General features: G+C 61.3%; 11 protein-coding genes. 8 read left to right on the forward strand and 3 right to left on the reverse strand.

Annotated elements, in window-relative coordinates; all coding sequences use genetic code 11:
- Positions 1–15: 15 nt before the first annotated feature.
- The gene (locus tag ABX298_RS23835) at positions 16–1,194 is read right to left on the reverse strand and encodes an MFS transporter (protein ID WP_367393736.1); all 1,179 of its coding nucleotides are present in this window, start codon (positions 1,192–1,194) and stop codon (positions 16–18) included.
- Between the two features lie 219 nt (positions 1,195–1,413).
- Between ABX298_RS23835 and ABX298_RS23840 the strand changes: the two genes are divergently transcribed.
- Positions 1,414–2,346: an AraC family transcriptional regulator gene (locus ABX298_RS23840; RefSeq protein ID WP_317409672.1), complete on the forward strand. Its 933-nt coding sequence runs from the start codon at positions 1,414–1,416 to the stop codon at positions 2,344–2,346.
- Between the two features lie 206 nt (positions 2,347–2,552).
- Here ABX298_RS23840 and ABX298_RS23845 read toward each other — a convergent pair whose 3' ends face one another.
- Entirely contained in the window at positions 2,553–3,032 is a 480-nt protein-coding gene (locus ABX298_RS23845) for an Lrp/AsnC family transcriptional regulator (RefSeq protein ID WP_003258733.1), read from the reverse strand.
- A 148-nt stretch (positions 3,033–3,180) separates the two neighbouring features.
- Here ABX298_RS23845 and ABX298_RS23850 point away from each other — a divergent pair, with 148 nt between their 5' ends.
- The 6 genes from ABX298_RS23850 (at position 3,181) to ABX298_RS23875 (ending at position 10,515) form a co-directional block, all read left to right on the forward strand.
- Entirely contained in the window at positions 3,181–5,007 is a 1,827-nt protein-coding gene (locus ABX298_RS23850) for a tyrosinase family protein (RefSeq protein ID WP_367393737.1), read from the forward strand.
- Positions 5,004–6,740, forward strand: a complete 1,737-nt coding sequence (locus ABX298_RS23855; RefSeq protein WP_367393738.1) for a hypothetical protein — start codon at positions 5,004–5,006, stop codon at positions 6,738–6,740. The genes ABX298_RS23850 and ABX298_RS23855 overlap by 4 nt, the downstream gene beginning before the upstream one ends.
- 79 nt (positions 6,741–6,819) lie before the next feature.
- The gene (locus ABX298_RS23860; protein ID WP_286099914.1) at positions 6,820–8,424 is read left to right on the forward strand and encodes a hypothetical protein; all 1,605 of its coding nucleotides are present in this window, start codon (positions 6,820–6,822) and stop codon (positions 8,422–8,424) included.
- A 213-nt stretch (positions 8,425–8,637) separates the two neighbouring features.
- Complete coding sequence (locus ABX298_RS23865; RefSeq protein WP_367393739.1) at positions 8,638–8,952, forward strand: hypothetical protein; 315 nt, start codon at positions 8,638–8,640, stop codon at positions 8,950–8,952.
- A 66-nt stretch (positions 8,953–9,018) separates the two neighbouring features.
- Complete coding sequence (locus ABX298_RS23870) at positions 9,019–9,396, forward strand: NUDIX domain-containing protein (protein WP_084785185.1); 378 nt, start codon at positions 9,019–9,021, stop codon at positions 9,394–9,396.
- 111 nt (positions 9,397–9,507) lie between these two features.
- Positions 9,508–10,515 (forward strand): zinc-binding alcohol dehydrogenase family protein, encoded by a 1,008-nt coding sequence (locus ABX298_RS23875; protein WP_367393740.1) that lies wholly within the window; start codon positions 9,508–9,510, stop codon positions 10,513–10,515.
- Between the two features lie 49 nt (positions 10,516–10,564).
- Here the strand turns inward: ABX298_RS23875 and ABX298_RS23880 are convergent, their stop codons facing one another.
- Positions 10,565–11,482, reverse strand: a complete 918-nt coding sequence (locus ABX298_RS23880; protein WP_038408135.1) for a LysR family transcriptional regulator — start codon at positions 11,480–11,482, stop codon at positions 10,565–10,567.
- A gap of 179 nt (positions 11,483–11,661) precedes the next feature.
- Between ABX298_RS23880 and ABX298_RS23885 the strand changes: the two genes are divergently transcribed.
- Positions 11,662–12,078 (forward strand): low affinity iron permease family protein, encoded by a 417-nt coding sequence (locus ABX298_RS23885; protein WP_367393741.1) that lies wholly within the window; start codon positions 11,662–11,664, stop codon positions 12,076–12,078.
- Positions 12,079–12,223: the final 145 nt, after the last annotated feature.

The following is a 12,223-nucleotide window of genomic DNA, read 5'->3' on the forward strand; positions in this document are numbered from 1 at the left end:
GAGCACATTTGTACTCTATCGATGCCGCCCTACCCTCATGGTCAAGGCAGTCGCTACCAAGAGCATCATCCCACTGGCGATGAAGGTCGCCTGGTACCCAACGCCGTCATATAGCACTCCACCTAAGGTCGCACCTACGGTGATCGCCAGTTGTATCACCGCGACCATCAGGCCTCCCCCGGCCTCGGCGTCCTCGGGCAGCATCCTGGCCAGCCAGGTGAACCAGCCCACTGGCGCACAAGTGGCAATCAAGCCCCAGCCACCAAGCAGCACCGCCGTCGGGACGACCCAGGAACCAGTCGAAATCACGGCGAATGCGATGACGGTCATGAGCAGTGGAATACCGGTCAGCACTCTGAACAGATGCCGGCCTACGAGCGAACCTACCATCATCGTTCCCACCAGCCCCGCGACGCCGATGATCAGCAGAAGCAGCGACAACGTGGGCACGTCCACCTGTGTCACGGTTTCCAGGAACGGGCGAAGGTAGGTGAACAGCGTGAACTGCCCCATGAAGAGGAATGCAACTGCAGCCATGCCAAGCGCAACCTTGCTGTCCAGCAGCAAACGCAGGGATGCGGTCGCCGAAGCCGTACCGCGCTCGCCAGGCATCGCCGGCAGCGTGAAGGCCTGCCAGATCAACGCAATTGCGGCCAAAGGTACGACGCAGAAGAAGGCCCCTCTCCAGCCGATCAGGCCGCCCAGGTAACTGCCGACCGGGGCCGCGATCGCCGTAGCCAGCGCAGTACCGCCCTGCATCACGGCAATGGCCTTGGGAACGAGGGCTTCAGGCGCGATACGTATCATCACTGCGGTGGACATCGACCAATATCCACCAATGGCGATCCCAAGCACGGCCCGCCCCAACATCAAGGTCAGGTAGTTCGGGGCAAACGCCACCATTGCACCGGAAACCAGCATTAGCGCCGTGGTGGCCAGCAGGACAGGTTTTCGATCAATACCCTGCGTCAGGGTGGACAGCAACAAACTGGTGACTACGGCGAAGAAACCCGAGATCGAAATGGCTTGGCCGGCCTGGCCTTCGGTAAGCGACAAATCAGTGGCAAGTGGTGTAAGCAGGCTCACCGGCAGAAATTCGGACGCTACCAGGGCAAAGGCGCAGAGTGACATTGCCAGCACGGCGCCCCAGACCTGTCTGCTGGAATGTTGAAGGGGGATCGCTGAGCTGGTCATGGTGGTTCTCGTGCAGCAGGTTATGAAAAACGGGTGCCCTCGCGCTACTCGAGCACTTTGGCAACATTGCCTGCCGCCCATCTTCCTAGCGAAAAACGGTGTATCAGTAGATCAAACGACCAGTTTTCTTGCCTGATTCTCCAGGCCCTGTCGACGGGGCATGGACAGCGGAAGTGACGCGCGAGTAGTGTCTTTCCAAGAGATGACCTGAGGCTTCCTATGTCCGCCACCACACAACCGACCTCACACGCGCACCCGATGGCCACGCTGTGCAAGGTCATCGGCGCCCACGCGCCAACGGCTGGCGATTTCGCGACACGCATCGCAGACCTCAGCGTCTACCGACGCAACGCACCGGCCCCACCGGTCACCTGTATCGTCGAGCCAAGCATCGTGCTGGTCGTGCAGGGCGCCAAGGAAATGGTCATCGGCGGCGACGTGTTCCCTTATGACTCGACCCGGTTCCTGGTCACCTCGCTGAACATCCCCGCCCATTCGGCAGTGACGATGGCCAGCGAAGGCGCACCTTGCCTGGGCCTGGTGTTCAAGCTCGACCTGCGCACACTGGCAGAGTTGATCGCGCAAGACGGCCGCCTGCCGGCGGGCAGCCAGTCTGTTCACACAAGCGCCGGCGTGGGTTTGCTAAGCCCGAAGCTGCTGGAGAGCTTCAGCCGACTGATCGGGCTTTTGGAAGAGCCTGATGCGATACCCGTGCTCTGGCCGCTGATTCAGCGAGAAATCCACTATCGGTTGCTACAGAGCGACCAGGCCCCCCTGCTCCGCTACATCGCCTCGGTCGGCAGCAAGGGGCATCGAATCGCCAAGGCCATCGACTGGCTGAAACTGAACTACGCCGCGCCGTTGCGGGTAGATGAGTTGGCCTCTCGGGTGCAGATGGGGCTGTCAACCTTCCATCAGCACTTCCGCCAGCTCACCGCGATGAGCCCGCTGCAGTATCAGAAATGGTTGAGGTTGAACGAGGCGAAACGGCTGATGCTCAATGAACACCTGGATGCTGCCACGGCAGCCTTCAAGGTCGGCTATGAAAGCCCTTCGCAGTTCAGTCGCGAATATGGGCGGCAATTCGGTACGCCGCCGAAACGCGATATTTCGGAGTTACGTCAAACAGCGCCAGCTCAAAGGGCAGGGTAATCTCCCAAAGAGATCGCACATGCCTTGCATCGAGCTTCTGGCCTGTAGAGGATCCTGTGGGAGCGGCCTTGTGTCGCGATTGGGCTGCGAAGCAGCCCCGCCATTTGTGCACTTGTGCTGAAACCTTGGGGCCGCTTCGCAGCCCAATCGCGACACAAGGCCGCTCCCACAAGAGCCCGCGCAAAGCCACGAGGTTGGAGACACGATCAGGCATCGACAGCCTGCTGCAGCCCTCCTCCCAGCGGCAATTCATACGATTTCTTCACCGTACGCACCACCAACGTCGAGGAATAAGTGCGAATCGGAATATCCCGGTAAGTGTCGAGAAACCGGTAGATATAGTCAGTGTACTCGGTGGCATCGCGAAACTTGGCAACCATCACGAAGTCGAACTCGCCCGTCATCAGGTAGCAGTCCTGAATCTCCGGGTGGCTGGCCAGGATGTGCTGCATCTTGCGGTCAATGTCGTTGCTGTCGCGGTCCAGCTTCACCAGAAAGAAGGCCGTCACCTGAATGCCAAGCTTGCGCTCGTCCAGTATCGCGACCTTGGCCTTGATGATGCCTGCGCTTTCCAGGCGCCTGATACGCCGGTAGCAACTGGTGGAAGACAGCCCGACGCTGTCACTCAGCAACTCCAGATTCTGGCTGCAATCCTTTTGCAGCTTTCCCAGAATCTTCAGATCCATGGCGTCTGTCATTTTTCACGTGTCTTCCTTGAAAAACTGCAATGAATCCGCCGCAAGGACGCGCCAATTTGCACGATTCCCTGCGTGCGAGCTCTTTACCATCAACTGAGCTTAGCAGCCCGCCTGCGGGGCGCATGAGAGGGACCTTATGATCATCGCGAAACCGACATGGACCGCGGACATCCACGGCCTTTTTACCGCTCCCTACTGGATCCCCGCTGCGCAGCGCGCGGCCGTGGCAGCCTCCTGGACCGGGTGCATGAACGCCTATTTCGTCTACCTGGACGACCCGGAGTCGGTCAAAACCTGGTCAGAAACCATCTACCAGCACCTGGCCTCGCGCAACATGCCGCTGACCCTCGACCAGCAACAGTTCTGGCCGATCGATGCCCTGGAAACCTTCAGGTTGTGGGTCAACCAGGGCTGGCGCCTGGACGCCGATTCTCCCTTCGATCTGGCCGAACGCATCCCGCCACCAGACCTGCCCCAATCGGTCAGGCGGGTGAGAAAGGACATCCGCGCCCTGAGCCTTGAGGAACTGAACCTGTACCGCGCCCGCCTGGACGACGTGATGCAGGTGGGCGACCCCGACAGTGGCTCGCCCTGGCAACGTTACGCCTACATCCACACCAACTGGTGCCTGCATTACCAGGAGGCGTTTGCCCTCTGGCACCGGGCCTACCTGTTGTACCTGGAACAACTGATCGACTGCGCCATTCCTTACTGGGACTGGATGGCCGAAGATGCCAGCGTCGACGGCAGCCCACAGGCCGGCCTGCCCCAGGCGTTTCTCGATGAAACCTATGTGCACCCGCACACCGGCGAAACCCGACCCAATCCCCTGCGCTACGCGGCCGCCAAGGACGGTTGTTCCAAGGTGTGCGCCAGCGGCGCGGCCAAGGGGGTGGACTGCCGCTATGTGCAACGCGACCGGTTGTTCTACACCCACGGTGACGACTCGCGCTCGGATCGCGCCCGTTTGTACGGCATGAGCCGGATTTTCCAGCAACAGGTGGTGGATGCCCTGAAGTTCACCACCTTCAGCCAACCACAGGGTGTACCCGGTTATCCATGGGCCAACATCCCGGTGTTCGACCCGCCACAGAAGGACAGCCTGTACCCCAATCGTGCCCTCAACTTCGATGGCCTTTACGAGCAACCCCACGACAACTATCACGGCTGGATCGGGGGCGACATGGCCGACAACGCCTACACCGCCTTCGACCCGGTGTTCTGCTCCTACCACGCCAATATCGACCGCATGCTCGAGGTCTGGATCAGGGCCAACCCCGGGGCGCAATACACCACGCAGTGCCTGCTCCAGCCGTTCGCCGGTCACGATGCCACGCAGCTCACATTCACCAGCGCCGACGCCTGGCGCTACACCACCATCGGCGACATGGCCCAGGACAGCCGGCACATCGGCTACGACTACGGCGTGCCGGTGGCCCCACAGTTCGGCGCGCCCAAGGCGGCCACCGGCGCCTGCTGCAAGCACGGCGCAAAAGCCGGGCCTGCCGCGGGCAACGCCGCAGGGCCCGGGCCGTGGGTGGTGTTCGATCATGTGCGCTGCACCCATGACACCTATCTGATCGATGTCTTTCTCGACCAGCCCGACGCTGCCACGCAGCACGTCAGCGCCGACAACCCCCACTACGTGGGGCGCTTCAGCCGTATCGGCATGGGGCTGGTGGACGACAAGGGCCGGTGCATCACCCACGGCGTGTCCCGCGCACTGAATGCGGCCCGCAACGCCGCTGCGCTGGGCCTTGGCCGCGGCGATGCGGTGCAGTTGTCGCTGGTGGTGACCCACCTCGACAGCGGACGCGTGCTGACGCCTGACGAATACACGACCCTGCCCGGTTTCATCGCCCAACTGGTGTGGGACGACCCGCGCCAGACCCTCGCCGGCCCGCCCCCGGTCGCCGGCTGCTGCTCTGCTTCCACCTCACGCACACCAGGAGAACCGACATGAGCACGCCCTTCAAGCAGTTCACCTCTCCCGCCGGCCAAGCCCCCAAGGACTACAACAAGCTGGGCCTGGAAGACCAGTTGCCGCAGTTTGAAACCGACTGGAACAACAACCTCACCGGCTGGACCGAATCGTCCATCATCGGCAACCCTTGGTCGGGCCTGAACGACGCCCCCCGCTCGGGTTACTACAACCCGCTGGTGGAAGGTTTCGGCGACGTGACCGCCCCGGCGATCACCTGGGCGCCCTTCCCCAACCGGCTCTGGACCTTCTTCTACAACAACGGTGCGGCGGTCATTCCCCAGTTGGGTGGCAAGGCCATGACCCTGGACCAGGTGATGGAGTTGACCGACCACGGCCAGATCACCCTCGACAACACCCTCTACATGCTCTACGACCCCAACAAACAAGGTACCGTGCTGCAACTGCCGGCCAAGCGCTGCCCGAGCATCGACTGGAACGGCAAGTACACGGCGTTCTCGCCTTCCGGCCCACGGGGCTGGCTCGACGAGTACTGCGAGTGGTCGATCGTGCGCGATGCCAACGGCAACATGCGCAAGATCACCTTCACCTGCGAAAACCCCGCGTACTTCCTGACCATGTGGCGTATCGACCCGAACGCAGTACTGGGCCTGTACCGCGACTACATCGACCCGAACGTGCAACTCGAAGACCTGTACCTTCGCTACACCGCCGACGGCCCGACCGGCAAGGCCGGTGACCCGGTCATCGACCCCACCACCGGCAAGCCGGCCTATGACACCGTCAACAAATGGAACGCCGGAACGGCCTGTGTGCCCGGCCAGTTCGGCGGTGCGATGCACCTGACCTCCGGCCCCAATACCCTCAGCGCCGAGGTGTACCTGGCCGCCGCCGCCACCATCCTGCGCCCGGTGAGCAGCAGCCAGAACGCCCAGTCGTTGATCTGCTGCGCGCAGTACGGGCAGAACTATCGCAACTCTGATCCGCACATCGGTTTCATGGCCAATACCACGGCGGTGAACAACCGACTGTCGCTGACCAACCCCATTGGCCTGTACTTGCAACAGCCCACCGACTTCAGCGCCTGGAAGGGCCCGCAAGGCCAGGACGTGAGCCAGTACTGGCGCATCACGCGTGGTACGGCCAAGTCGGCTGCCAACGGTTCCGACCAGATCCTGCAGGCGGTGTTCGAGGTGCCGGAAAGCGCCGGCTTCTCGATCAATGACATCACCATCAACAACCAGAAGGTCAACTATGTGTGGGTCATCGCCCAACAACTGCTGGTCGGCCTGAGCGTCACCGTCAAGCCGCTCAGCACCACGCCTCAAGCGTTCCCATGCGTGCAGGACCGGGTGGCCGGCCTGCAACCCTGGCCAGTGCAGCTGCTGCCGCTGGACCTGTTCTACGGGCAATCCCCAACCGACCTGCCCGCCTGGCTTGCACCGGGCAGCAGCAACCAGTTCGTGCTGGTGGTGCAAGGCGCCGACCCGACTACCACGGCGCAGAATGCCAGGGTGCAATTCTCCAACCCTGGGGTGACGGCGCAGGTCACCCAGTACCTGCCCGACGCGTCGGCCATTCCCGGCCAGACCAACTCGGGCGGCACCCAGGCCTACATTCTGACCATCACGGTCAGCCCCTCCGCAGCACCCGGCCTGGTGACAGTGCGTGCCCTCAACCCGAGTGAAGATGTGAACGTGAGCGCGACAGACCACCCTTGGGAGTCCGGCCTGGCGCTGGTGCCGGGGGCCTGAGTCACGCCAGTCACCCCACTTACGCCCCTCTACCGCCGCACCTTCGGGTGCGGCTTGACAGCTTGCAAGGAGCGCAATGATGTCCAGGTCACGCTTGAGTCTTCTGTCGCTGCTGTGCGGCATTCTGCTGTGCCTGTCGACCCTGCAACCCGCCACGGCGGCCACGCTGTCGGACGCCGATACCTGTGTGCAGCAGCAATTGGTGTTCAACCCGGCCAGCGGGGGATTCCTGCCGGTCAACAACTTCAATGCCACCAGCCAGGCGTTCATGAACTGCTTTGGCTGGCAGCTGTTCATTGCCTTGAACTGGCCGGTGAACCCCGGTTGGCCGGCCACCGCCAGCCTGGCGGGCGAACCCGACATGCAAAGCACGCTGGCGCAGTTCGGGGTCCCCTCCGCACCGGGTCAACCCATGAGCGTGGCCCCGGTATGGGCCAGCTACAAGGACGCCAACGACATCTTCCTGCCCGGCGCACCCACGCCCACCGGCTGGGGCGTGCAAACCCTGGTGCCATCCGGCTGCAGCACCCAGGGTAGCCTCAAGGCACTCAAGGTCGGCGCACGCAAGTTCATGAACGCCACCTCCGAAGGCGCGATCAATGCCTTGCACGGTTTCCACCTGTCGACCGGGACACTTGCGTCCATTCCCGACCCGGTCATGGAGGCGTCCGGCGGCTGGCTGACGGACCAGGCGGGCAAACTGGTGTTTTTCGAACGCAAGGTGGGCAAGGCCGAGTTCGACTACATCGTCGACAAGGGGCTCTACGACGCCGCCAACCAGTTGAAGGTCGCGCAAAACCTCGACGGCCAGACACCGGAGGGCCTGTCGCTGCCCATCGGCGAACCGATGCGCTCACTGCCGACCTCCCCAGTGCCACAGGAGCAACTGGGCGCGATCGAGCTCAAGGCCGCATGGCGGGTGCTGACCGGCAAACCCGAACTGTTCGGGCGCTACCTGACTACCGTCGCCTGGCTCAAACGCCCCGACACGCTGGAGTGTACCCAGGAGGTGGTGGGGCTGGTGGGCCTGCATATCATCAACAAGACCCAGGCTTCGCCCAACTTCATCTGGACCACCTTCGAGCAGGTGGACAACGTGCCCGAACCGGCCCAGGTCCCGCCGCAACAAACCCCGCCGAACGGGTTTGCCTTCAACAACCCTGACTGTGGCAACGGCCCCGAGTGCACACCAAACCAAGCCCGTATCCAGTGCAAGCAAACGCATCCCGACAAGGACTGCACCGATCTCTTCCCACGCGACCAGCCGGTACAGACCACCCGCGAACACCCCGTGCCCGGCGACCTGCAAGCCCTCAACAGCGCGGTACAAGCCAACTTCGCGCAGCACAGCCAAGGCAAGTCGGTGTTCCAGTACTACAAGCTGATCAACGTACTCTGGACCCTCGCCCCCAATCCGCCCAGCCCGGAACCGGGCGCCAACGCGCAAGTGCCGTTGTCGTACGGGCCGTTCATCAGCCAGGGCAATGTGCCGGTGGCCAACACCACCATGGAGACCTACGTGCAGGGTGACGACTGCAACCAGTGCCATCAGTACGCGACGATTGCCGGCAGCCCCTCGTTGGCCTCGGACTTCTCCTTCCTGTTCAACAGTGCCGGCTCCGCCAGCAACAAAAGCCTGATCAAAAGCGTCAAAGCCTTCGAAACCCTCAAGGACCGCCCCTGAACCGCAAAAGGGGCGATCACCGATCGCCCCAACAGGGGTTCGCCTATCGCGCTTTGCCCTTCAAGTAGGTGCCTGGCCTTACACCAAAATTTCGCACCCTTGAAATTAATGCGTTTAGTCAGCTTGCCAAATATTCCTTGCACACCGCGGGAACGGGCTTCGGTCATAACAGTACACACAGACCTTCCTGTGTCTGACCTGAGGTAAGCGATCATGGCAAACAATCAAGACAAGGGTGGCAACCAAGGCAGTGCTGACACCGGCATGGGTAACAACACTGCCGGCACCGGCCAGCAAGGCGGCCAGGGTTCGGGCGGCCGGATGCCCGGCCAACAGCAGCAAGGTGGCAGCCAGTCCGGCCAGAAACCTGAGGACAAGATGAACAAGGACTGGGAACGTTCCCGTGACACAGGGAGCCAAGGCGGCCAACGTACGACCGACAAGCAGAACCAGAACCTGACAGACAAGGACCGCATGGGCGGTCAGCAAAACCAGGCAGATGATCAGCAGTGGGATAAAGATCGCTGATCATCCGCAGCCGGCATCAGGGTGAGTTTTGCCCTGATGCCACCTCCAACGTACGGGAGGTTCCTGATGAACAACTCCAGAGAACGGCATTCGACGGTCATTTGCCTGCAAGCAGGACGCATTCTTTTCGTGCGCAAGCAAAGCGCTGAATGGTCGTTGCCAGGCGGAAAAATAGATCCAGGCGAGCATCATCTGGACGCTGCGCAGCGCGAGCTGATGGAGGAGACTTGCCTACCCTTCAATGGTGCTCGATTCCTCAACCACTACGTGCTCGCAGGCGAGGAACACTATCTCTATCAACTGCCTGTCGAAACTGGCGCAAAGCCTACCGCAAATCACGAGATCGTGGAGTGCCGCTGGTTTACAGCGCCTGAACTTCACGAAGTGCAGGTCAAGCCGTCCAACATCCAGCTGCTTGAACGAGAGCACCTGCTCCCTGTGTAGAGGTACCCGATTATCAGCGAAACGCGGAAAGTGTTCCGGCACCAACCTGGTTTTTCAGGGGGGCGACGCGATTAACCTGTCACCACTGCTCACCTGAAAGGTCACATCCCAATGAAAGCAATCGTCTACGACACCCCCGGCCTCCCGATCCAGGATTCCCGATCGTTGTACGAGCACGAACTGCCCAAGCCCACACCCGGTGCCAGGGACCTGTTGGTGGAAGTCAAAGCCATCGCGGTCAACCCTGTCGACACCAAGGTCAGAGCCAGCCGCAGCGGTGACCACCCTCAAGTGTTGGGATGGGATGCCGTGGGGATCGTTCGCGAAGTCGGCGCCGAGGTGTCGTTGTTCCAGCCTGGCGACGAAGTGTTCTACGCCGGTGCAATCGATCGCCCGGGCAGTTACAGCGAATATCACCTGGTCGACGAGCGAATCGTCGGGCACAAGCCTCGTAGTCTGGACAATGCCAGCGCCGCAGCCTTGCCGCTCACATCCATCACCGCCTGGGAATTGCTGTTCGACCGCCTGGGTGTGGAGGAAAATGGCGGCGCTGGCAAGAGCCTGCTGATCATCGGTGCCGGCGGCGGTGTTGGTTCGATCCTGGTACAGCTTGCACGCAAGCTTACCCAGCTCAAGGTGATCGGTACCGCGTCACGCCCTGAAACCCAGGCCTGGGTCAGCGAACTCGGGGCACATCATGTCATCGACCATTCGGCATCCTTTGCCCTGCAACTGGAACAACTTCAGTTCAACTCGGTGGATTACGTCATCAGCCTGACCCACACCGATGCGTACCTCGCGCAGATCGTCGAAGTGCTGCGCCCACAGGGCAAGCTCGCGCTGATCGATGACCCTCAGCATCTCGATATCGTGCCGTTCAAGCGCAAATCGCTGTCGGTGCACTGGGAGCTCATGTTCACACGCTCGCTGTACCAGACCGAGGACATGATCAAGCAGCACCACCTGCTGGAAAAGGTATCGGCGCTGGTCGACGAGGGGGTCATCAAGACCACCGTTGGCGAGCACTTCGGCAGCATCAGTGCCAGCAACCTCAAACGCGCCCATGCCCTGATCGAAAGCGGCAAGGCAAAAGGCAAGATCGTTCTGGAAGGCTTCTGATCACTCGCCCGGTCAACGCAACGAAGGCGGGGCCATGAGCCCCGTCACCTTATCCATCAGCAGCGATGAGCTGCTCGAAACGCTCCGCCAGAAACGCTCTGAGCACCTGCACAGCAGGTGTGAGCGATGTTCGATGAGCGCACACCAGCTGCAACGGCGCAGGTTGACCGTAATCCCCGGGAAACAACTCGATCAGCCGCCCGGCACGTATGTCCGCCAGCACGTCCAGCCTGGATTTGTAAACGACCCCCAATCCGTCCACACCCCAACGCCGAACGATATCGGCGTCATCGCTCACGCGGTCGCCTGTGACTTGCACGGTCTTGACGCCATCGGGCAAATGGAAGCTCCATCGCTCGTAGGTTTGCTCGCCCATCACATAACGCAGGCAATTATGCCTGCCCAGATCTTCCAAGGCCCCTGGTGCCCCATGTCGTGCCAGGTAATGTGGCGAGGCGCAGACCGTTCTGCGATTTCCAGGGGCAAGCATCAGTGAAACAAGGCTGGAATCTGCCAGCTGCCCATATCGGATACTCGCATCCAGTTGCTGGCCGACAAGGTCGGCCACCTGATCGCTGATCCGCAGTTGCAGCATCACCTTGGGGTGCAATCGCTGGAAATCGTCCAACCAGGGCAGCAGCAGATTCCTGCCAATATCCGAGGGCATGGACAGGCGAAGTGTACCCGCGATCTCATCTCGCCCCTCGGTCAGCGCCACCTCACCGTTGTCCAGTGCCTCCAAGGCCTGACGGGCATGAGGCAGGTATCGCTCGCCATCATCCGAAAGCCGCAAACGCCTCGTGGAACGCACGAACAACCTGGCACCCAGGCAGCTTTCCAGGCGCTGGACTGCGCCGCTGGCCAACGCCGGTGAAATATCCAACAACCTGGCCGCTGCCGAGAAGCTGCCGGCAGAGGCTGTTGTGACGAAGACCTGAAGATCATCAACCCGAACTGTTTTCTTCACTGTGGAAAATTCTTGACCTGGCGCGAGGATCAAAGCGTAGCGGCAATGCTTATACCTGCCCAGCGTTGGCTTGCAGGAATTGCAGCGCGCCAGGTGTATCCCGTCTCCAGGCGAAAAAGCAAAAAAGATTTCAGCGCACCGCTGCGGTCAGAATCGTAGATAGCAGTGGAGATAACACCATGAAATTCGCGCTGTTCTGCCAATGGCTCGCCAAGCACGCTGGTAAACCCAGTACCTTCCTCATCGCCGTGGTGCTCATCACCCTGTGGGCTGCGTCCGGGCCCTGGTTTCACTACAACGACACCTGGCAACTGATCGTCAACACATCGACGACCATCATCACTTTCCTGATGGTCTTTCTGATTCAGAACACCCAGAACCGTGACAACGACATCATCCACGTGAAGCTCGACGAACTGGTCCGCGCTACAAAGTCCGCAGAGCAATCGGTACTAGGTCTCGAATCTCTCGACAACCGAGAGATCCATCAACTTCGCAAGGAGTATCAGGCGATGGGCCGAAACTGCGAAACGGCCCCACAGTCGCCTCGCGAACAGCAGGCAGACGATGCCGCTCGGGACAACCTGCAGCGCTAGAGGTCCACGGGCATTGAGGAGTTCGGTCAACAACGCGTCGATCTTCAAAGCAGAGCCTCCCTGATTCAAGCTGCAAGCGATTGTCCGGCACACAGATAGCCGCCGGCCCTCTGCCGGGGCAGTTGGGCCGACGACGAAGATGCCC

The sequence above is a fragment of the Pseudomonas sp. X4 genome (assembly GCF_040784925.1).
Taxonomy (GTDB): Bacteria; Pseudomonadota; Gammaproteobacteria; order Pseudomonadales; family Pseudomonadaceae; genus Aquipseudomonas; species Aquipseudomonas putida_Z.

Coding starts and splice junctions, on each gene's coding strand:
- ABX298_RS23865 (WP_367393739.1), top strand. CDS start 8,638: ATGGCAAACAATCAAGACAAGGGTGGCAACCAAGGCAGTGCTGACACC.
- ABX298_RS23845 (WP_003258733.1), bottom strand. CDS start 3,032: ATGGATCTGAAGATTCTGGGAAAGCTGCAAAAGGATTGCAGCCAGAAT.
- ABX298_RS23850 (WP_367393737.1), top strand. CDS start 3,181: ATGATCATCGCGAAACCGACATGGACCGCGGACATCCACGGCCTTTTT.
- ABX298_RS23840 (WP_317409672.1), top strand. CDS start 1,414: ATGTCCGCCACCACACAACCGACCTCACACGCGCACCCGATGGCCACG.
- ABX298_RS23855 (WP_367393738.1), top strand. CDS start 5,004: ATGAGCACGCCCTTCAAGCAGTTCACCTCTCCCGCCGGCCAAGCCCCC.
- ABX298_RS23875 (WP_367393740.1), top strand. CDS start 9,508: ATGAAAGCAATCGTCTACGACACCCCCGGCCTCCCGATCCAGGATTCC.
- ABX298_RS23870 (WP_084785185.1), top strand. CDS start 9,019: ATGAACAACTCCAGAGAACGGCATTCGACGGTCATTTGCCTGCAAGCA.
- ABX298_RS23835 (WP_367393736.1), bottom strand. CDS start 1,194: ATGACCAGCTCAGCGATCCCCCTTCAACATTCCAGCAGACAGGTCTGG.
- ABX298_RS23860 (WP_286099914.1), top strand. CDS start 6,820: ATGTCCAGGTCACGCTTGAGTCTTCTGTCGCTGCTGTGCGGCATTCTG.
- ABX298_RS23885 (WP_367393741.1), top strand. CDS start 11,662: ATGAAATTCGCGCTGTTCTGCCAATGGCTCGCCAAGCACGCTGGTAAA.